Annotated in this window: 15 protein-coding genes and 1 pseudogene; 7 read left to right on the top strand and 9 right to left on the bottom strand. The window is 33.3% G+C overall.

Annotated elements, in window-relative coordinates; genetic code table 11:
* Nucleotides 1-2: 2 nt before the first annotated feature.
* Genes ACIQ2L_RS06765 through tsaD form a run of 4 tightly spaced genes read right to left on the bottom strand, consistent with a single transcriptional unit; the run spans nt 3 to nt 3,562 of the window.
* Nucleotides 3-641 carry a DUF4159 domain-containing protein gene (locus ACIQ2L_RS06765; protein ID WP_396157387.1) on the bottom strand — a complete coding sequence of 213 codons (639 nt, stop codon included), beginning with the start codon at nt 639-641 and terminating at the stop codon, nt 3-5.
* Entirely contained in the window at nt 638-1,828 is a 1,191-nt protein-coding gene (locus ACIQ2L_RS06760) for a thioredoxin family protein (protein WP_396157386.1), read from the bottom strand. Before ACIQ2L_RS06760 ends, ACIQ2L_RS06765 begins: the two co-directional genes overlap by 4 nt.
* 1 nt (nt 1,829) lies before the next feature.
* Complete coding sequence (locus tag ACIQ2L_RS06755; RefSeq protein WP_396157385.1) at nt 1,830-2,534, bottom strand: 16S rRNA (uracil(1498)-N(3))-methyltransferase; 705 nt, start codon at nt 2,532-2,534, stop codon at nt 1,830-1,832.
* A 5-nt stretch (nt 2,535-2,539) separates the two neighbouring features.
* A complete protein-coding gene (gene tsaD, locus ACIQ2L_RS06750; RefSeq protein ID WP_396157384.1) occupies nt 2,540-3,562 on the bottom strand; it encodes a tRNA (adenosine(37)-N6)-threonylcarbamoyltransferase complex transferase subunit TsaD in 1,023 nt (340 codons plus the stop codon).
* A 208-nt stretch (nt 3,563-3,770) separates the two neighbouring features.
* Between tsaD and ACIQ2L_RS06745 the strand changes: the two genes are divergently transcribed.
* The 4 genes from ACIQ2L_RS06745 to ACIQ2L_RS06730 all read left to right on the top strand — a co-directional run bounded on the left by ACIQ2L_RS06745 (nt 3,771) and on the right by ACIQ2L_RS06730 (nt 11,391).
* Complete coding sequence (locus ACIQ2L_RS06745) at nt 3,771-8,195, top strand: translocation/assembly module TamB domain-containing protein (protein ID WP_396157382.1); 4,425 nt, start codon at nt 3,771-3,773, stop codon at nt 8,193-8,195.
* Between the two features lie 140 nt (nt 8,196-8,335).
* Nucleotides 8,336-9,322, top strand: coding sequence for a 6-phosphofructokinase (gene pfkA, locus ACIQ2L_RS06740; RefSeq protein ID WP_396157381.1), 987 nt, complete (start codon nt 8,336-8,338; stop codon nt 9,320-9,322).
* A 64-nt stretch (nt 9,323-9,386) separates the two neighbouring features.
* A complete protein-coding gene (gap, locus tag ACIQ2L_RS06735) occupies nt 9,387-10,394 on the top strand; it encodes a type I glyceraldehyde-3-phosphate dehydrogenase (RefSeq protein ID WP_396157380.1) in 1,008 nt (335 codons plus the stop codon).
* Nucleotides 10,395-10,539: 145 nt separating this feature from the next.
* Nucleotides 10,540-11,391 (top strand): N-acetylglucosamine kinase, encoded by an 852-nt coding sequence (locus tag ACIQ2L_RS06730; protein WP_396157379.1) that lies wholly within the window; start codon nt 10,540-10,542, stop codon nt 11,389-11,391.
* A 679-nt stretch (nt 11,392-12,070) separates the two neighbouring features.
* Here ACIQ2L_RS06730 and ACIQ2L_RS06725 read toward each other — a convergent pair.
* The 5 genes and pseudogenes from ACIQ2L_RS06725 to ACIQ2L_RS06705 all read right to left on the bottom strand — a co-directional run bounded on the left by ACIQ2L_RS06725 (nt 12,071) and on the right by ACIQ2L_RS06705 (nt 18,711).
* The gene (locus ACIQ2L_RS06725; RefSeq protein ID WP_396157378.1) at nt 12,071-12,643 is read right to left on the bottom strand and encodes a tetratricopeptide repeat protein; all 573 of its coding nucleotides are present in this window, start codon (nt 12,641-12,643) and stop codon (nt 12,071-12,073) included.
* 140 nt (nt 12,644-12,783) lie between these two features.
* The gene (locus ACIQ2L_RS06720; protein WP_396157377.1) at nt 12,784-14,211 is read right to left on the bottom strand and encodes an MBOAT family O-acyltransferase; all 1,428 of its coding nucleotides are present in this window, start codon (nt 14,209-14,211) and stop codon (nt 12,784-12,786) included.
* 16 nt (nt 14,212-14,227) lie between these two features.
* Nucleotides 14,228-15,277, bottom strand: a complete 1,050-nt coding sequence (locus ACIQ2L_RS06715) for a hypothetical protein (RefSeq protein ID WP_396157376.1) — start codon at nt 15,275-15,277, stop codon at nt 14,228-14,230.
* Nucleotides 15,278-15,585: 308 nt separating this feature from the next.
* Nucleotides 15,586-15,972 carry a RidA family protein gene (locus tag ACIQ2L_RS06710; protein WP_396157375.1) on the bottom strand — a complete coding sequence of 129 codons (387 nt, stop codon included), beginning with the start codon at nt 15,970-15,972 and terminating at the stop codon, nt 15,586-15,588.
* A gap of 16 nt (nt 15,973-15,988) precedes the next feature.
* A pseudogene (locus ACIQ2L_RS06705) lies at nt 15,989-18,711 on the bottom strand (putative LPS assembly protein LptD).
* A gap of 83 nt (nt 18,712-18,794) precedes the next feature.
* On the opposite strand from ACIQ2L_RS06705, the gene ACIQ2L_RS06700 reads away from it, so the two are divergent.
* The 3 genes from ACIQ2L_RS06700 to ACIQ2L_RS06690 all read left to right on the top strand — a co-directional run bounded on the left by ACIQ2L_RS06700 (nt 18,795) and on the right by ACIQ2L_RS06690 (nt 22,196).
* Nucleotides 18,795-19,943 carry an N-acetylmuramoyl-L-alanine amidase gene (locus ACIQ2L_RS06700; RefSeq protein ID WP_396157374.1) on the top strand — a complete coding sequence of 383 codons (1,149 nt, stop codon included), beginning with the start codon at nt 18,795-18,797 and terminating at the stop codon, nt 19,941-19,943.
* Nucleotides 19,944-19,973: 30 nt separating this feature from the next.
* Entirely contained in the window at nt 19,974-21,125 is a 1,152-nt protein-coding gene (locus ACIQ2L_RS06695; RefSeq protein WP_396157373.1) for an N-acetylmuramoyl-L-alanine amidase, read from the top strand.
* 111 nt (nt 21,126-21,236) lie between these two features.
* Nucleotides 21,237-22,196, top strand: a complete 960-nt coding sequence (locus tag ACIQ2L_RS06690; RefSeq protein WP_396157372.1) for an MlaD family protein — start codon at nt 21,237-21,239, stop codon at nt 22,194-22,196.
* Nucleotides 22,197-22,203: the final 7 nt, after the last annotated feature.

Here is a 22,203-nt window from a genome sequence, read left to right as displayed (position 1 = left end):
CTTTAATTATTAAAAATATAATTCAAAATATTAGCACCCATCTTTAATGCTTTTTCGCGAACGTCTTTCGGGTCGTTATGCACTTCGGAATCTTCCCAACCATCACCTAAATCACATTCAAAAGTGTAGAGTAAAACCAATCGGTTATCTACAAAAATTCCAAATGCTTGTGGGCGTTTATTATCATGCTCATGAATTTTTGGTAAACCACTAGCAAACACATTTGGTTTTTGAAATATAGGGTGATTCGCAGGAACTTCAATCAAATCGTTATTCGGAAAAATTCTTTTAATTTCTTTCCTAATATACTTATCCATTCCATAATTATCATCAGCATGTAAAAAACCACCCGATAACAAATAGTTTCTCAGATTACTGATTTCAGCATCGCTAAAAACCACATTTCCGTGTCCTGTCATGTGTATAAAAGGATAGGCGAAAATATCGGGACTTCCGGGTTCAACGGTTGCTGGTTTGGATTTTATATTCGTATTGATAGTTTGATTGGAATACTTTATCAAATTGGGTAATGAAGTTGGATTAGCATACCAATCACCACCACCATTGTATTTTAACAAAGCTATTTCTTGTGAATATGAAAAACTTGAAATTAAAATAAGAATGAATATTAAATTTTTCATTTATTATGTTTTTTAGCTTCCTCTAAAAGTGGGTTAAGTGCATCACTATTTAATTTCAAAACATCGGCAAAGGCTTTTCCTTTTGTGGCAAAATCTTTGGCCATTTTATAGTCATTTAGCTTTAAAGATATGTTGGTTAATAGTACATATTTATCAATAGATTCTCCAAAATCTAATACATGCTTTCCCCAATTTATAGCCAATAGTAATCCTTTTTTATCGCTTATATTATGAAAATATGTATCACAAACATCATAGAGAAAAGCAGGGTCATTCCAAGAGAACTTCTCCACATTATTCGTAGTGATTCTTTGGTATTTTTTCCAATTATTGGTTTGTATTGCTAACTGAATATCTAATCTATAAAGTAACGAATCTATTTTTCTTATTTGAAATGACTCGGCAATAAACCGTTTTTTATTATAATTTAGGGTATCCGCTTTTTCTACAAATGGTTTTAACGTTTCCGAAATGGTGTAAACAAACTTTTTTTCGACTCTTTTTGCGCTTATTATTTTTGAATAAGTTTCTTTATTTTGTATCACAAATCGAAATTCATCGGTATCAAAATTTTGAATGCCATTAGCAAAAATTCTCCAATTTTGTTCGGTTAGTTTTTGTTCTTCATTTAACGTACTCCAATATTTTTGAGCAATTGGTGTAGGATCTAAACCAGCCTTTCGAAGGTTACTGACATATTTCATACACTTATCAGAATTACTACTATCAGCCAAGAAATCATTCTTCATATTGGGCAACTGATTCACTGGAAGTAACACCTCATTTCCTTCTGATAAAAATTTATCTTTTTTTAGCTCGCCAGAAGTACAGTAGAGTAAGGTTTCATTAGCATCCAAAAAAGCAAATGTTGGAAAACTATTCACTCTGAATTTATTCTGAAACTTAGTTTTTAATTCTTTTCCATACTCTGATTCTACATCTACCGCCATACAAACAAAGTTTTTACTATAAAAATCAACTACCGTCGCATCGGTAAACACTTCTCTTTTCATTACACCACAATGAGGACACCAAGAAGCATAAAAAAACAGCACCAGTGGTTTATTTTCTGATTTTGCCAACCCAAGTGATTTAGTGTAGATTTTATCTGTAAAAAGCGATTGCTCCTGACAAATGGCAGAAGCCGTATTTAGAAGTAAAAGTAGAATTAAAACAACCTTTTTCATCTTATTCATTTTTAAAAACCACGCTATGACAAGCAACTATTGCTGCCGTTTCGGTTCGTAAACGTGTTGCTCCCAAAGATACAGGAATAAAATTATTTTCAATAGCCAGTTGAATTTCTTTAACAGAAAAATCGCCTTCTGGGCCAATTAATAGGGTAACATCTTCATTGGAATTTAATTCATTTTTTAAAGATTTTTTATCTGTTTCTTCACAATGGGCAATAAATAATTGTCCCGAATTCTTGGTTTTGATAAAGTCTTTATACGCTATCGGTTCATTTAGTTTAGGTATATAACAATGCAACGATTGCTTCACGGCACTTTCTAAAATTTTCTGAAATCGGTCGGTTTTTATTATTTTTCTTTCAGAATGCTCACAGATAATTGGGGTGATTTCTTGTATTCCAATTTCGGTTGCCTTTTCCAAAAACCATTCGAAACGTTCATTCATTTTAGTTGGAGCAACGGCTAAATGCAAATGGAATCTTGATGCTTCCTGTTTTTTAAAAGAAACAATTTTAATAGTACATTTAGAATCAGATGGGATAGTGATTTTAGTTAGAAACAAATAACCTAAACCATTTGTAACATGCAAAATATCACCTTCTTTTTTGCGCAATACTTTAATAATGTGTTTGCTTTCTTCTTTATCAAAAACAAAGGAGGTTTGCGTTTCTTTTATCGATGAATTGTAGAATAATTGCATAATATTTAAAAATCTATTCGAGCTTTGGAAACAACATAGGAATCGGAAAATTTATCCTGTAAATATTTTTGATAGCCTACAATTCCAATCATGGCTGCATTGTCGGTGGTGTATTCAAATTTTGGAATAAAGGTTTTCCATCCGTATTTATTTTCGGCTTCTTTTAACGTTTGACGTATGCCAGTATTAGCAGAAACGCCACCACCAATAGCAATTTGTTTAATACCTGTTTCCGTAACAGCCAATTTCAATTTATCCATTAAAATTTCGATAATAGTATGTTGAACCGAAGCACAGATGTCTGCTTTATTTTCTTCTATAAAATTTGAGTCTATTAATATATTTTTCTGCACAAAGTACAGAATTTGAGTTTTCAAACCAGAGAAGCTAAAGTTCAAACCAGGTATTTTTGGTTTGGTAAACGGATATTTTTTTGGATTACCTGTTGCCGCAAATTGATCAATTAATGGTCCACCCGGATAAGGAAACCCTAATATTTTTGCGGTTTTGTCAAACGCTTCGCCCACGGCATCATCGGTAGTTTCACCAATAATTTCCATATTGAAAAAGTCATTTACTTTGACAATTTGGGTATGTCCGCCCGAAATGGTCAAGGCTAAAAAAGGAAACTCAGGTTTGTCATATCCTTCTTCATCAATAAAATGCGCTAAGATATGTGCATGCATATGGTTAACAGCTATCAACGGAATATTCAATGCCATTGACAACGATTTGGCAAAAGATGTACCTACTAAAAGCGAACCCATCAGTCCAGGACCTTGAGTAAAAGCAATAGCTGACAACTGATTTTTATAGATGTTTGCTTTCTTCAACGCCACGTCTATTACTGGAACAATATTCTGCTGATGTGCTCTTGAAGCTAATTCTGGTACAACTCCGCCATATTCTTCATGAATACTTTGTCGAGCTACTACATTCGATAATACGATATCATTTCTTAAAACTGCAGCAGCAGTATCATCGCACGAACTTTCGATAGCCAGTATAAAAACTTCTTCAGTATGCATAAAAGGCGCAATTTTTGGTTTATATTTGACAGTCGATCTGAGAAAATCAAATGTAAAGATTTTTACAAAGGTAATTTTCTTTCCCAAGTCAAAAGAATAATTGGAAAAAATTAAAACAAATAACGGTTTTAAAAAATTTCGAAAAATACTTTTCCGCACTATCGTTGCGCTGTTATTGCTATTGTTATTGCTAAGTATAGCGCTATCTATGCCTGTTGTGCAAACAAAAATCGCACATTACGCTACCGAAAAACTCAACAAAAAATATGGAACCAATATTAACATTGATGAAGTTGCCATAACTTTTTTTGGAGGTGTGAAACTAAAAAAAGTCTTGATTTTAGACCATCACAAAGACACCCTTATTTATTCAGATCGGATTAAAACCAGCGTTTTAGATTTTAAGCAATTAGTAGACGGTAAATTGCTTTTTGGCGATTTACGATTGGATAGTTTTTACCTTCAGATAAAAAATTACAAAGGAGAAACGGAAACCAGTCTAGATAAGTTTATTGCAGCATTTGACGATGGAAAACCAACTAGCGGGAAGTTTTTAATGACCTCTAAAAATATCTATTTAAAAAATAGTCGGTTTATGATGATTGATGAAAATCGAGAGAATCCAAAAGACGTTGATTTTACAAAACTCGATGCTCATTTGAAAGGTTTCATGATCAATGGTCCGAACGTCACTTCCAACATTGCCTCTTTGACTTTTTTCGACCACCGTGGTGTTATGGTAGATAATTTGATTGCAGATTTTACCTATACCAAGAAAAATATTAAATTAGAAAACTTGGCAGTAAGAACTCCTGAATCTTATTTAAAAGGGAGCGTTATTCTAAAATACAATAAAGACGATCATGATTTTAGTGACTTCAATAACAAAGTCAAATTTGATGTGGCAGTTGATAGCGCTACGTTATCGACCAATGATATTCGCCATTTTTATATTGAATTGGATAAAAATCAAAAGTTTTATCTGAATTCTAAAATCAAAGGAACCCTCAACAATTTTTATGCCAAGCGAATGTATTTGAGAGACCAAAAAAATTCGATTATCAAAGGCGATGTCAATTTCAAAAACATGTTTCCACGTGCTCCAGGTTCCTTTTATATGAAAGGAGATTTTAATAAAATATCTTCAAATTATGAAGATTTGACAAAGTTGTTACCTAATATTTTAGGAAAAAAACTCCCAACATCATTACAAAAACTAGGGCAATTTAATTACGCAGGAACTGTAGAAGTTACTCAAAAATACATCAATACCAACTTTGTGATGAACACCGCATTGGGTATTATCGAATCCGATTTGCATATGTCCGATTTGAATAACATAGACAACGCAAAATACAATGGAACTATCATATTAGACAATTTTGATGTTGGTGCTATGATCAACGACAAAACCATAGGGAAGGTGAGTATGAATATAGATGTTGATGGCAAAGGATTTACGCAGAAATACATCAACACTTCATTTGCTGGCGATGTTTTTCAATTGAAATTCAACGGTTATAATTATACCAAAATAATAGTTGATGGTAGTTTTAAACAGCCCATATTTAAAGGAAAATTCTATGTAAACGATCCCAACCTTTTTATGGATTTTAGCGGAATACTAGACTTGTCCAAAAAAGAAAACATCTATGATTTTAATACCAAAATTGATTATGCCAATTTAGATAAATTAAATTTCATTAAAGATTCGATTGCTGTTTTTAAAGGCGATATTGTAGTAAAAGCCAACGGAAATTCTATCGATAATTTAAAAGGAGATTTTATACTCACCAATGCCTCATTTCAAAATAAAAAAGACGTTTATTTTATAGATTATCTTAACGTCAGTTCCAGTTTTAACGATTCTGGAGAACGATCCATAACCATCACTTCTCCTGATGCAATCGAAGGTTCCATTGTGGGTAAATACAAATTCAACCAATTACAGAAAATGGTTGAGAATTCGTTGGGAAGTTTCTATTCCAATTACAAATCCAATAAAGTGTTACCCAATCAGTATTTGAAATTCGAATTTGATTTGAATAGTAAAGTTATCGAAATTTTTAATCCAGATATTTCATTAGCTAAGAACACGAAATTTAAAGGAAATATAAGTTCAGACACCCAAAATTTTAAATTAGATTTTAGCTCACCCAAAATAGTAGCGTATGAAAACACTTTTGATAATATTCTACTTCAAGTAGACAACAGAAATCCATTGTATAGTGCTTATGTGCAATTAGATTCAATTAAAACCAAACATTATAAAATCAGAGATTTTAGTATGATTAATACTTTTTCAAAGGATACGTTAAATTTCAGGACCGAATTCAAAGGCGGAAAGAAAGGTAACGACTTTTATAATTTGAATTTTTATCATACCATCAACAAGGCAAATAAGAATGTGGTTGGATTTAATAAATCGGAGCTTCAATTCAAGGATTATCTCTGGTTTTTAAACGAAAAAGAGAATCCAGAAAGCAATAAAATTATCTTTGATAAAAAACTCAGTAACTTCTCTTTTAATAATCTAATTGTTTCTCACGGTAATGAGATTATTAATTTTGTGGGCTTATGGAATGGTAAACAAAATAAAGATTTACAACTCACTTTTGACAATGTCAATTTGAATAAAGTCACCCCCGATATAGAGAAATTTAAGTTTAATGGAAATCTAAACGGCAAAATTAATTTCAAACAAAGCAGCACTATTTTTCAGCCAACATCAACATTGCGAATTGATAGTTTAAAAGTAAATGATATTGCACTTGGAAAATTGAATTTGAATATTAAAGGGGATGAAACCTTGCGTAAATTTCATTTGAATTCTAATTTAGATAATCTAAATGTAGAATCTTTTAGAGCTGATGGAGATATCACCATTGTTGATAATAAAACGGAATTAGATATTGATTTAAATTTTGATCGATTTAATCTTGGTGTATTAGGAAAAATAGGAGGAGACGTAATTACTAACATAAGGGGTTTTGCTTCAGGAAATGCCCGAATTGATGGAGATTTTAATGAATTAGATTATAACGGAAGGCTCTTTGTAAATGAAGCAGGATTAACTATTCCGTATCTTAATACTGATTATGTTTTTGATAAAAACGCTATTATAGACGTTACCGAAAGTAAATTTATTATTCGAGAAACGGACATTACCGATACCAAATATAAAACCAAAGGAAGTTTAAGTGGTTTTATCAAACACAAGCAATTTAGCGACTGGCAATTGGATTTGGCTATAAATTCAAAACGATTATTGGCATTAGATACGGTCGATCAAGAAGATGCTGCCTACTTTGGAACGGCATTTATGAATGGTAATGCCACCATAATTGGTTCAACAAGTAATTTGATGATAAAAGTAGATGCCGAATCGGCAAAAGGAACCGATATCAAAATTCCAATAAACGATGCAGAAGCCATTTCGGATAACAAGTACATTCATTTTTTAACTCCCGAAGAGAAAAATAAAAGGCTAAAAGATAAATTATTTGAACCTAAAAACTATGGTGGATTGGAATTAGAATTCAATTTTGAAATTACCGAAATTGCCAATATCGAAGTGATTTTAGATAGAGAAAGCGGACATGGTATGAAAGGAAAAGGAAATGGAACGCTATTATTTAGAATAAATACGTTAGGAAAATTTGAAATGTTTGGCGACTTCTCTGTGATTTCTGGCTCCTATAATTTTAAATATGGTGGTCTGATTGGTAAAGATTTTAAAGTTAAAAAAGGCGGTTTTATTAATTGGTCAGGAAATCCTATGGCGGCCCAACTTAATTTAGAGGCAATTTATGAAACCACTGCTAACCCATCAGTTTTAATTGACAATCCTAATTTTAACCGAAAAGTAGATGTACAAGTTATAATTGGCGTTAAAGGAAGTTTGACTAGTCCTGAACCCGATTTTACCATTAACTTTCCAACCATAGGGAGTTCCTTAAAATCGGAATTGCTATACAAGTTAGAAGATAAAGATATTCGTCAAACACAGGCTTTATACCTACTTTCAACAGGTAGTTTTTTAAGTCAAGATGGTGTGAATCAAAACCAATTGTCGAATAATTTATTTGAGAAAGCCAGTAGTCTTTTTAGTGATATTTTTTCGGGTGATGATGACAAAATTTCAATTGCACCCGAATACATTGTGTCAGACAGAACACCAGGACAACAAACTGATGGACGATTTGGAGTGACTGTTTCCTCTAAAATAAATGACAGAATTACGATTAACGGAAAAGTAGGCGTACCGGTAGGCGGCATTACGGAAACAGCTATTGTAGGAGATCTTGAAGTGCAGTATCGGGTAAACAATGACGGAACTTTAAATCTAAGGGTATTTAACAAAGAAAATGATATTACGTATATAGGCCAGGGAATTGGCTATACTCAAGGATTAGGAATGTCGTATGAAGTAGATTTTGATACCTATAAAGAATTGGTCAATAAAATTTTTAAAAATGCTAAATTGGAAAGAGCAGCAACAAAAATAAATCAAGAACCTGATTCAAGTTTCCTTCCTGATAATATGCATCTCAACGATAAAAGTCCAGCAGATAAGGACAAAAAAAATAAAGATCTAAAACCAAATGCAGAGGCAATTCCTGAGGATGATTAACATAATTCTTCCGCTAAAATTTAATAACCCAAAAACTTATCAACGAAAACGATTGAATTTCACCTCTTTTATGAACATACCAATATTAGGGATAAAACAATGGTTCTTGTTTGCTAATTTTACATTTTAATACGTAAATAATGTCAAAAGTCATAAAAAAAATAGGGGTACTCACTTCTGGCGGCGATTCTCCCGGAATGAATGCAGCCATTCGTTCTGTCGTGAGAACGTGTGCCTATCATAATATAGAATGTATTGGAATATACAGAGGTTATCAAGGAATGATTGAAGGCGATTTTAAGGAAATGGGACCTCGAAGCGTTAACAATATCGTTAATAAAGGAGGAACCATATTAAAATCGGCGCGTTCAAAAGAGTTTATGACTGTTGAAGGTAGAATAAAAGCACATCAAAATCTAGTAAATGCGGCAATTGATGCCTTTGTTGTTATTGGTGGCGACGGTTCTTTTACAGGAGCTGAAGTTTTTAATAGCGAATTTGGCTATCCAGTGATGGGAATTCCGGGTACAATTGATAACGATATTTTTGGTACCAGTCATACCTTAGGATTCGACACAGCATTGAATACAGTTGTAGAATGTATTGATAAAATTCGGGACACCGCCAGTTCACATAACCGCCTTTTCCTTGTAGAAGTTATGGGAAGAGATGCAGGTCACATTGCTTTGAATGCCGGGATTGGGGCTGGAGCCGAAGAAATTCTTATTCCTGAACAAGATTTAGGGTTAGAGCGTCTTTTAGAATCCCTACGCAAAAGTAAAGCATCAGGTAAATCATCGAGTATTGTGGTTATTGCCGAAGGTGATAAAATCGGAAAAAGCGTATTTGAACTTAAAGATTACATCGAAGAGAATATGCCTGAATACGATATTCGAGTTTCCGTTTTAGGTCACATGCAACGTGGCGGTGCTCCATCTTGTTATGATCGGGTGTTAGCATCTCGACTTGGTGTAAAAGCAGTAGAATCTATCTTAGAAGGAAAATCAAATTTTATGGTGGGAATATTAAATGATAAAGTAGCCTTAACGCCATTAGAAAATGCTATTAAAGGGAATTCAGAAATAGATCAAGAATTATTAAGAGTATCAGACATCATGTCTACATAAAAATTAAAAAATGTTTGTGGTACATAGTTCAAACCATAAACTATAAATATAAAATATAAAAAAAATGTCAAAAGTAAAATTAGGAATTAACGGTTTCGGAAGAATTGGAAGAATAGTTTTTAGAGAAACCTTTAACAGAGACAATGTAGAAGTAGTAGCAATCAACGATTTATTAGATGTAGATCATTTGGCTTATTTATTAAAATACGATTCTGTTCACGGACGTTTCAACGGGAAAGTAGAGGTGAAAGAGGGAAAACTATACGTAAATGATAAATTTATCAGAGTTACTGCCGAAAGAGATCCAAAATTGGTTAAATGGGATGACAAAGACGTCGATGTCGATGTAGTTGCTGAATGTACAGGTTTCTTCACAACGATTGATACCGCAAAAGCACATATAGATGGTGGTGCCAAAAAAGTAATTATTTCAGCACCTTCGGCAGATGCTCCAATGTTTGTAATGGGAGTAAATCACCTTGAAGCCAAAGCTACTGACATAGTAGTTTCAAATGCCTCTTGTACGACCAACTGTTTGGCACCATTAGCGAAAGTTATTAATGACAATTTTGGAATAGTAGAAGGTTTAATGACTACAGTTCATGCAACTACATCTACACAAATGACAGCTGACGGACCATCTAGAAAAGACTGGCGGGGCGGACGTGCTGCTTCTGTTAATATAATTCCATCGTCAACTGGTGCTGCAAAAGCAGTTGGAAAAGTGATTCCAGCACTAAACGGAAAATTAACTGGAATGTCTTTCCGAGTTCCTACTGTTGACGTTTCTGTAGTTGATTTAACAGTAAAAGTTGCCAAAGAAACTTCGTATGAGGAGATTATGGCAGTTTTGAAAAAAGCGTCAGAAAATGAAATGAAAGGAATTTTAGGATATACCGAAGATGATGTGGTTTCTCAAGATTTTGTTTCTGACACTCGTACCTCAATTATCGATGCTAAAGCTGGAATTGGATTAAACTCAACCTTCTTCAAATTAGTTTCGTGGTATGATAACGAATATGGCTATTCAAGTAAATTAATTGATTTATCTGTTCACATCGCTGGATTATAATATTTTCAATAATCCCATTATCTTTGTCGATTATGGTATTTTTTTATTCCTAACCAAAACCAAAAAATATATAATAAAGAGTTACGTTTTATGATTTGAGTATAGTTCAAATTCGTAATTCCTAATTCGTAATTCCAAATTAATTATGAAATTATTAGTTGATAGTGGATCTACTAAAGCCGATTGGATTGCCATTGATGATAATGGTAAAGTTTTGTTTACCACACAATCGTTAGGACTAAATCCTGAAGTTCTCGATAAAGAAGAAATTATAGCTCGTTTAGACGACAAATTTGATATTTCTCATAACAAGAATAAAGCCTCACACCTTTACTTTTATGGTGCCGGATGCGGAACTGTTAGAATGAAAGATTTCTTAACTACTGTCTTTAAAGAATATTTTACTAAAGCTACAGTTTCGGTTCACGAAGATACGTATGCTGCAGTCTATGCTACAACGCCGAAAGATGAAAAAGCCATTGTTTGTATCTTAGGAACAGGTTCTAATTGTAGCTACTTTGATGGCAAAGTATTGCACCAAAAAGTGCAGTCTTTGGGATATATCGCTATGGACGATTGTTCGGGTAATCGTTTTGGACGTCATTTATTACGCGGTTATTATTTTAATAAAATGCCATCAGCAATGGCTAAAGAATTTGAAGAAGAATACAATTTAGATGCGGACTATATTAAAAATAATTTATATAAAGAACCAAACCCAAATGCCTATTTAGCAACATTTGCTAAGTTCTTAATTAAACACAAAGACACCCCTTTTTGTAAAGCAATAATACAAGCCGAAATGAAAGATTTCGCAGAGAATTATATTATGCAATTTGACAATTGTCACGATGTTTTGGTTCATTTTGTAGGATCTATTGCCTTTTATTTAAAGGAGGAATTAGAAACGGCATTAGAAGTATACGATATAAAAGTGGGTAACGTGCTTAGAAGACCAATTGATGGCTTAATTGCTTACCACGTATTGAATAAATAAACACAGGATTCTCTTTCCCATTATTGCTGGAATTTATTTCATTAAAACTAGGTCTGCTGTTAGATAGTGGATCTATTTTATTAGATAGCCATTTAGAATAAATTTAACTTATATCATAATATTATTTTTAATCATAACTTGATGTCGCGTTATGTTGCAATTTTCCAACAAGTATAAGTGCAATAACTTTTTTTATGTCTTCCAAAGTAATAACATCAGTTTTCCAATTTTAGGGGTAGGTAAAGTTAGAATCTTTTTTTAATTTACAAAGTAAATGTTTTAACCCACCTTGTGTTTGAATTGTCTTCTCAACTATGAAAATTTATTCAATGGTCTAAGTTGTCCTATTTAAAAGAAACACCTTATATGACATATCTAAGGCTTTAATTGGATCTTCTAATGATTTAAAAACATTAAGATATTGTTTGTTCCATTTATATTCGTCAACAGCAACCATTTTAAATTTCATGTCGTCTTCCTGAATTTCATTGTTTTTATAAGCAGTTTTCAACTGCGCAAAAACGAGATCCGCTTATGAATATTCCTTGTTAGCATTAAAAGCTTTAATAAGTTTGGGTTACCATTTATAATCCTGGGGTCTGAGCGCTGCAGCTTCTTCATAGGCTAGTGCCGATTTTTGATAATTTTGTGTAAAGGTATATTCAAGTTGTCCAATACTCTAAAGTGTAGTAACATAATAATTATTAAATTTTGGTACTTTATCTGCTGCAACACAGTAGAGTTTTAAGGCGTTTTCAAAAACTTGCTTCCCATGATAAATATAAGCAACCCAAAAAAAAGGCTCACCATAAGTGTTCGGATATCGAGTGGCTTCTTCAAAATAATCCAGTGCTTTATCTTCTAGTCCTTTCGATTTATATATCAACCCTTTCTGGTTCATATATTCCTGATTGTTTGGTTCCTTTTGCAAAGCCATATCAATTTCTTTGGAGGCTTCCTCATATTTTTTTAAGTAGGTAAGTGAGACGCTTTTATAAAAATGGGGTATGCCATTATCAAAACCCTTAGCAATTGCTTTATCATAAAATTCAATTGCTTTATCATCTTTCTCTAATCTATAAAAAGCATAGCCCACCATATACAACTCTTCACCATTAAGGGAGCTATCTTTATCTTCAAATTTACTAAGTGATTTATAGTCTTCGTTGTGGTAAAGTTCGGCAATAGAGGTTTGCCCATTAATGGTGGTACAAAGTAAAATATAGAAAAAAAATAATATTTTTTTTTTCATAATTGCTGTTTTACGATAAGCCACATAATTACTTAGTAGTTGGAGCTATAGAGTTGTACTGTAAAGTTACTATTTTTTATTATTTTATAACTATTTGATTATTAGTATTTTGTTTGTTTTTTTTTATTTAGTGTTGGTAATTAAAATTGAAAATAAATAAAAGAACTACCACTTTCTTGAGCCCATATTAACATTAGCAACAAAAAGGACCAAATAAGACTGAGCCCAATCCAAGGGAGTTTATAGGCAACATCGAGTACTTTGGTGTTTCGCATAAACCAATGAAACAAAACGATTAATGGAATAATTAGGGCTACTTTAAGTATGGCTATGGTGGTAAGTAGCGGTTTGCCATCAGTCATTCCGAACATAGATTGTAATAATCCCCAAGCTCTTCCGAAAGTATCCGAACGAAAGAAAACCCAAGTGATATTTATTAACATAAAGGTAAGAAGGGCATAGCCAAAATTAAGTACCGTATTGGCTGAAGGTTTGTGATTATTTTTTATGCCTCTTGCATCTTTATAATACTTTTCAACCCATAAGTACAAACCATGTAATCCTCCCCAAACTACAAAAGTCCAGTTGGCACCATGCCATAAACCGCCTAGAAGCATGGTCATCATTAAGGCAAAATACATTTTGGCTTTGCCGTTGCGACTTCCGCCTAAGGGTATGTATAAATAGTCTCTTAACCAACTCGATAACGTAATATGCCAGCGTCGCCAAAAATCAGAAAAGCCAATCGCCGCGTAGGGATAATTAAAATTTTGTGGCAATACGAATCCAAGACACAAGGCAACACCTATGGCACAGGTAGAATACCCTGCAAAATCTAAAAAGATTTGTCCCGAAAAGGCAAAAACACCTATCCATGCATCGAGTGCGGGCAGTATATCATGAGATGTAAAAACAGCATCAGCTGTGGTTGACAACATACTATCAGCCAAAACTACTTTCATAAAAAGACCTAAAGTTAGCAGTAATAAACCATCCATCAATTGTTTGCGCGACGCTACCCTTGGACTTTCAAATTGGGGTACTAACTGTGGCGGACGAACAATTGGTCCGGCAACTAAGTGTGGAAAGAAGGTTACAAACAAAGAGAAATCGAGTAAAGACTGTACTGGCTTGCTTTCTTTTTTATACATGTCAATCGTATAACACAAGGTAGTAAAAGTATAGAAAGATATACCGGCTGGTAGAATAATATTGGGTTTAGCCGGATTATAATCGAATCCAATGGCATGACTCAACGCCACAAAGTTCTCGAGTAAAAAAGTGCCATATTTAAAGAAACAAAGCATGCCTAGATTCCCTATTAAACTAACAATCAACAGGAGTTTCTTTTTATGTTTATTCTCTTGGGTGTACAACGCACGCCCTACATAGAAATCGATTACAGTTGACATCCATAATAATAGAATAAATGGTGGATTCCAGGCCGCATAAAAAATATAACTTGCCAATAGCAGATTTACTTTTTTAGTTTTCCAAGACAAAGGCAGGTAATGCAAGAAGAGGATTATAATGAAAAAGGCAATGAATGTATAGGAATTAAATACCATAATAGTGAACGTTTAATTAGAAGTAATCGTTTGTTTTCAAATCGGTAAACCCTTTTTGTTGACTTAAAAAATCAAAGAAATGCTTCGTAAAAATTACAGCATCAGTTCTTTTTAAATGCGAAAACTCAGGACATTCAAAGTTTGCAATAGCAGGATAATCTTTGAAATGTAAGCCCACACAATTGGTTTCTTTTAACAATCGATCCCAAAATTGGTCTCTTGGAAACTTCATACTTTCACCTTGATAGTATACACCACTTGAGGGCGTTCGCACAAAAACAACTGAACCACCACGGGCTTTGATCTTGTTGGTATTGGTGACTACTGATTTGAAAATAGCATCGTATTCGGACTGCTTTGTTGGTGGTGCCATTTTAGCTCCTTGAGCAAAAAAGTCCCAAATGGATTTTACTTGGTTGTGTTGTTGTGTATCGGCAACAAATTCATCCGTCATAAACGATTGACGTTCATAGGTTGTTCGGTCAAAATAGATAGGGAAGATGGGCATCATAAACACCCCAGGACGGCTTTTTAATTCTAATTGGTCCAAACGCGCATTGAGTGATAAATTACCTTTGTCTAAGAATGCTAAATTATTTTCGAGCACTTTACTGATTTCAAAACTAGCTTGTTGAGCAGGCGTTCTTTCGTGAAAGTATTTAATATTTTTATTGGGTGTTTCTTGATTATGTGGTGCATTACTAAAAAATAATCCTTCGGTTACATCAATCACTAACTTGCCTTTAAAGTTCGGATCGTTGGCTAAGTTTTCTAATACTGGTCTAGGGCAACTTCCTACCATTGCTAATTGTATCGGTGTAAAAGCGGTAAGTGATTTCCATGTGGGTATGTCTAAATCAAACTTTATTCGAGACGAGCCAATAAAAACTATTGTTTTGTAGGCAGGTTCAATTGCTTTAACTCTTGTATGTGCCCAAAGAGGGGAATCATCATCAAAATCGGCAGGAATACCTTGCCCACGCAGATAGATTTCATAGCTAATTATAGCCCCTAATACAATCACTACTGATAGAATTGCTGACTTGAAAAGTGTTTTTTCATTCATAAAAAAAAGATTGGTTAGAGAAATAAATATAAAAAAACAATCAAGTGGGGATTGATTGTAAAGTTTATATAGTTAAATATCTCAAATATAAATATTTATATATATGAAGTGAATGGATTGTTCTTTTCTTATTAACTATTATCTTGTTAATAAGTAATAAAGACGACATAATAGGTTCGTCATTTCAGATTCTCGATAAGCTTCACTCTAATCAGCTAAAGCTTAATTTTATCCATAATGGAGGACGTTTTAAGTAATTTATTACTAATTATTCTTAACGTGTTATGCATTACATAAATAGAATATTATTACTTTACCGCCACCATTGAAATTTCTACATTTACCCCTTTTGGTAAACCCGCCACCTGAACTGTTTCGCGCGCTGGTGCTATTTTTTCATCAAAGTAACTTCCGTAAACAGAATTGATACGAGCAAAATCGCCCATATCCATAATAAAAATAGTAGTTTTTACCACGTTTTCAAAAGCCATATCTGCAGCATTTAGAACGGCTTTCATGTTTTCCATGACTTGTTTGGTTTCGGTTTCTATATCATCAAGAACCAATTCCATTGTAACAGGATTTAGAGCAATTTGTCCAGATGTATATAAAGTAGTACCAATCAAAACGGCTTGGCTATAAGGTCCGATTGGTGCTGGGGCTTTTTCGGTAAAAATTATTTTTTTAGCATTCATAAATTATAAGTTGTAATTATCTAATTGCTCTATCGGGTTGGTTTTGTCTATCATATTTGATATCACTTAATACTCCAGCTTTTATACCGATAAAGAATCCCCAGTTGGCATTGTCTCCAAAAGGCACCCAATTAAAATCCATTCGCCAACTCAACAAATCTCTTTCAAATCGAAACTGAGTGAAGGTAACGCCATTTGAAACAAAATCATATCCAGTCGAAACACCAATTTTCCATTTGGGCGTTAAATCGGTATTCATAGAGACCATTAGCGAGTTCCCAGTTACTTTCTGCTCTCGATTGTTATTAGAATAGGTTAATGAATAGGCAAGGTTCATATCCCAGGGCAAATCATATTTAAAAAAATCGGAGAGTTTATCTTCACTGTCCTCATCGTCTTTGAATTGACTTGTTCTTCGGTCGGCCAAGTCGGTATTGGTTCCGAATAAATCATCTTCACGACCACCATTTCGTTCTCCTTGTTTGTTTTTTTTATCCTTGTTTTCACCTCTGCTGGAAAAGGAATAGTTCATTGTCATATTTGCACTAGTCATTCTAAACAAACTTCCGCCATTGTCTATATTCCATGTATTAATGCGATTCCCCGAATTATTGATGGCGTACGGATCGAGTGTTGCGGCAAAATTTACATTCATTTTTTGCTTAAACAATAGTGTGCCACCGCTTACACGCATTGGAGACCATTTTAGTGAATCGGCAGTAATATCATAACTTGTAGAAAAGTTTAAATTATTCAAGAGCATTATTTTTTTAGGCTCTGTTTTAGTAGAATCTTTGTCAGTAACTTTCGCTTCAAAGGTGTTACTCAAATTGAACCCTAAATTGTTAGACATATTTTTTCCGGGAGCCCCAAAAATTCCATTGTCAAATCGAGTATATTCTTTTGACATGGTTCCGCTTCCGTCAGGATCATAGGTGTCATAATATTTGGCAAAACTCGGAGTATAACTGTACGAAATATTAGGTCTCATAACATGGCGTATGGCTTGTATTCTTTTCTTCTCGCCAAAATTAAACGTTCCATAAATTGTGGTCCCTAATCCGGCTGTAAAAGAATAAGTTCTAAATGCATCAAACCCTTGTATTTCAGTATCAACAACTTGGTTTTCAGTTGCATTAAATTGTTTTCTTATCGTTTTTAAATACCAAACTTCATTATAATTAACCGATGTGGTGGCACTAAAATATTTAAATACTTTAAAATTGGTACTCAACGGAATGCTGTGTTGGAAACCCACTTTAGCATCTTCGAACATTTGTGGTTTGAAGAAGAGAGAGTCTGTAGTCGCAATTCTGTTTTCGGCTCTTACATTGTATTGAAGATTGATATTCTTAAAAAATCCTTTTTTAACACCATCTTTTGGAGCAAAAGGAAATATCCTATCTACACTTATTTGCATAGTTGGCAAGGTCATATTAATTTCTTCTGTATTCGTGTTTTGAGAATGTGTGGCCGCTACTGTTACGTTAACTTGTGGGATAGAATTAAAGGTTTTGGAGTATGAAATAGACGAACTTAGCGAATTATTTAATCGGCCATTCACATTTACCTGATTTATGGAATTTACAAAATATTTACTACTTCCTAAATTTACTGAGGCTGAAAATCTCGAGTTGGGATTGGATTTTCCGTCTTTAGAATGTGACCATTGTATGTTATAAATATTGGTCCTAGAATAATCAGGATATCCACGTTCACTATTGATGAGGTTTTCAAAACGAAGGTTGAAATTCCCCGAAAACTTATACTTTTTGGCATAGGAAGTTTCAAAACGTAAGCCATAACTGCCGTTCGTATAATAATCACCTAGAATAGTCAAGTCATAATGATCACTCAAGGCAAAATAGTAACCACCATTTTGTAATGAAAAACCCCGAGTATTACTGTCGTTATAAGATGGCAGAATCAAACCCGAACGACTTTCTTCTGTCATTGGAAAGAATGCAAACGGCATGGCTATTGGCGTTGGCACATCAGCGATAACCATATTGGTAAATCCAACTACAACTTTTTTTCCAGGAACAAATTTTACTTTATTGGTTTGGAAATAATATTCTGGATTGTCAATGTCTTTAGATGTTGTAAACCGAGCACCTTTCATAAAGTAGACCGAATCGTTTTCCTTTTTTGTGATTTCAGCTTTTACGTTAAATTCACCTTGATTTGTTCTTGAATTCCAAACCAATGCCTTTTTGGTTTTGAAATTAAAACGAATAGAATCAGGTTCAACTATATTAGTTCCTTGTTTGAAATAAGGTAATTGAGTATACGCTCCGGTTGAATCCTTTATTCTACCTGCATAAATTTCGCTTTTTTCATAATCGATAACGATTATACCCGATTTTAACTCAATGTCTTGATAATATACTTCAGCTTGATTGTAAAGTGTTATTAGTTTTTTCTTTTGGTCTAATTTTTCGTAGTCAACCGCTTTGCGTCGAATCTTACTTTCCAACAATGGTTTTTTTACAATCGTCTCAGGTTTTATTTTAACTTCAGTAAGTTCTGTGGTAGTTACTTCTTTTTTAGTACTTGTTTTGGGTGTATCCGTCTGATTTTTAGACTTAAATGATTTAGTTCTTTTGGGCACCTCTTGCGAATATGTTTTTCCGTTTCCCAGTGTTAGGAAAATTGTTAAAAAAACGATATAAAATAAGTTTCTTTGCAAAGGTTTAGTGCTATTTTTGTAGAAATATGGCTTGGTTTTTGAAGTGGCAAACTTAAACAATATTTCTGCTCAAAAATAACTAAATATTGACATTATAACCTTTTGGTTTTAATTAAAATTAACTTTTAACTCCATGAAATTAATTAAAAATATAAAATACAGTTTTTTATTAGTTTTACTTTTTTGTATTTTTTCAGTATTCGGACAATCTAATAATCCAAAATTTGTTTTAGTGTTGGATGCTGGTCATGGTGGAAAAGATCCAGGAAATTCATATCACGGTTTCGTAGAAAAAGAGATTGCCCTAAAAACAACACTTAAGGTTGGATCGATATTAGAAAAAGAAAAAGATTTTAAAATAGAATATACTCGCACTGATGATACTTTCATCGAATTGGTTAACCGACCAAAAGTTGCCAATAAAATTAATGCTCATTTATTTGTTTCTATCCATTGTAATTCAGTTTCAAATCAAACTCCTTCTGGTACAGAAACTTTTGTTATGGGACTTTCAAGAACCAATATGAATCTAGAAGTTGCAAAAAATGAAAATTCAGTAATTCTGTTAGAAGACAATTACAAACAAACCTACAAAGGTTTTGACCCCAGTAAACCCGAAATTCTAATAGGACGTAAAATCATTCAAGAAGAAAATCTATATGGTAGTATTAACCTTGCAACAACTATTCAGGATAATTTCACCAATAAGTTAAATCGAAAAACTAGAGGTGTTAAACAACAGCCGCTTTGGGTATTAGATGCCGCGACTATGCCAGGCGTATTAATTGAATTGGGATTTTTATCAAATAAAGAAGAAGGTCAATATTTAAATTCTGACGATGGTCAAAACGAAATGGCGGAGCAAATTGCAAATGCTATAATTCATTATAAAAAAGTGTATTTTAATGAACCATTAAATGAAGAAGACGTAAAGATTGTAGAGAAAAAATACAAACCTGAACCGAAAGAGACTTTAGATTCAACAATTGCAAAATCTAATGATGCCATAAAATCTACCAGCGTCATGACTGATGATTCTGGGCAGGTATTTTATAAAGTACAATTATTTGCAAGTTCGAAAAAGAAAGATTTATCAAAAAACGAGTTTAAAGGACTTGACACAATTTCTTATACCTTCGAAAATAACTTATACCGATATTATTTCGGAAAATCATATGATTTAAGTAGTATTAAAAGATTGCATAATGAAGCAAAAAGTCACGGATTTTTAGATGCTTTCATAGTGCAATTTGACAATGGAAAAGTATCAGCATTAAAATAAAATTATATACAATTAAAATTAATACAACAAATGAAACGATTGTTTACAATAGTGGTGACTATTTTAGGAGTCATTTCAAATACAACATACGCTCAATCGCAGAAATTTAAGGTAACTCTCGATGCAGGCCATGGTGGTCATGATTATGGTGCCGTGTATCATGGGCATATAGAAAAAAATATCGCGTTAGCTGTAGTTTTGAAAGTTGGGAAGATTTTAGAGAAAAATTCAGGTATCGAAGTAATTTACACACGGAAAACAGATGTTTTTATTGATTTGATTGAACGTGCCAATATTGCAAATCGAGCAGATGCCAATATTTTTATTTCAATTCATTGCAATGCAAATAAAAATAACGTTGCAGACGGAAGCGAAACCTACGTCATGGGTATGTCCAAAAACGCATCAAATTTAGAAGCTGCCAAACGCGAAAATGAAGTCATTACCCTTGAAAAAGATTATAAACAAAAATATGAAGGTTTTGATCCAAAATCTCCCGAAACCATGATTGGCTTGACCATGATGGGAGAAGAATATTTAAATAATAGCATTGTATTAGCAGGAAAAGTACAAGAGCAGTTTATGGAAGTTGGGAGAAAAAGCAGAGGAGTAAAACAAGCACCTTATATGGTGTTGCACAAGGCTTATATGCCTAGAGTTTTGATTGAAATGGGGTTTATTTCTAATCCAACTGAAGGCGCTCGATTGGACTCAGAAGATGGGCAACAAGAAATAGCGGAATCGATAGCCAATGCCATAGTTGCCTATAAAAAAGAAAACTTTGGTTCTAGTGATAGTGATTCAATGATTAAACCTTCTCAAAAAGTAGAACCGGTAAAAGTGGTTGATAGTGTAGTAAAAAAACAAGCACCTAAATCACCTGAAATCAAAAAAACAGAAGTAAAACTGGAAGTAGTTAGTTCGGGAGTGGCTTCATATAAAGTGCAACTTTCTGCAAGTGGAAAAAAATTAGATTTGGTTCCAAGTAATTTCAATGGCTTGAACAATATATCAGTGTCTTCTGAAGGAAACTTTTACAAATATATGTATGGCGAAACCACCAATTATGAGGAGGCGAAAAGGCTACTATCTGAAGCAAAAAGCAAAGGATATTCTTCTGCTTTTGTAATTGCTTTTAAAAATGGTAAAAAAGTTTCGGTTCAAGAAGCATTAAAACAATAATAACAAGGAGTTTTGAGATTTTATTTTAACTTTGCGACACAAGACAATAGGTCGAACTTTATGACACAGACGAAGCGAACGGAGTGCAGCTAAATATAAAACGAATTACCATTGAAAATCACAAGAGAAATTAAGACCGCAATATTAGTTATTGCTTCTATTTTATTATTTATTTGGGGTTATAGTTTCCTTAAAGGAAGGGATTTACTTTCTAATTATAAAACATTCTATGTTCAATATGATAATGTGGAAGGTTTGATGAGCTCCGCACCAGTAACAATAAACGGACTTACAGTTGGTAAAGTAAGTGGTGTAAAATTTCTTAATAATTTAGGGAAAATTCAAGTAGAGCTTCAAATTAAATCGGATTTCCCTTTTTCAAAATCAAGTGTAGCTTCTTTATACGAACCAGGATTAATTGGTGGTAAACAAATTATGATTACACCAAATTTTAATGATAAAACCATTGCCGAATCTGGGTTTACGCTGCAAGGAGATGTCAAACCAGGCTTAACATCATTAGTAGCTGAACGATTAACACCGCTACAGGAAAAAGTAGAAAAGATGGTTGTCTCAGCAGATGGTTTACTTAAAAACGTCAATTCCATCTTAGATGCCAAAACTAAAGCAGACTTAAAAAGCAGTATTGCCAACCTTGATGCCACTTTAGTAGAATTTAAATTGGCTTCCCACAACGTAAACGAAATGTTAGCGGATAACAAAGGCAAGTTTAATTCAACGATGACCAATGTTGATAAAGCATCGGCTAATTTCGTTAAAATGTCTGATTCTTTGTCGAAAGCAAATATTGGTAAAACGGTTAAGAATTTAGAAAAAACATTAGCTAGTTTTGATAAAATTATGGCTGATGTGCAATCGGGAAAAGGAACTTTAGGAAAACTAGCTAAAGATGAAACGATGTTCAATAACTTCGCAAAAACAGCTAAGGAGTTAGAGCTTTTGTTACAAGATTTACGACTAAATCCGACACGATATGTGAACGTATCTTTATTTGGGAAGAAAAACAAGCCTTATAAAGCACCTGAAAACGATTCCATCACTAAAAAGTAAGCTTACC

The sequence above is a fragment of the Flavobacterium sp. genome (genome assembly GCF_044369455.1).
GTDB lineage: Bacteria > Bacteroidota > Bacteroidia > Flavobacteriales > Flavobacteriaceae > Flavobacterium.
The sequence above is the reverse complement of the archived record's forward strand: the minus strand, read 5'-3'. Positions and strand labels throughout refer to the sequence as shown.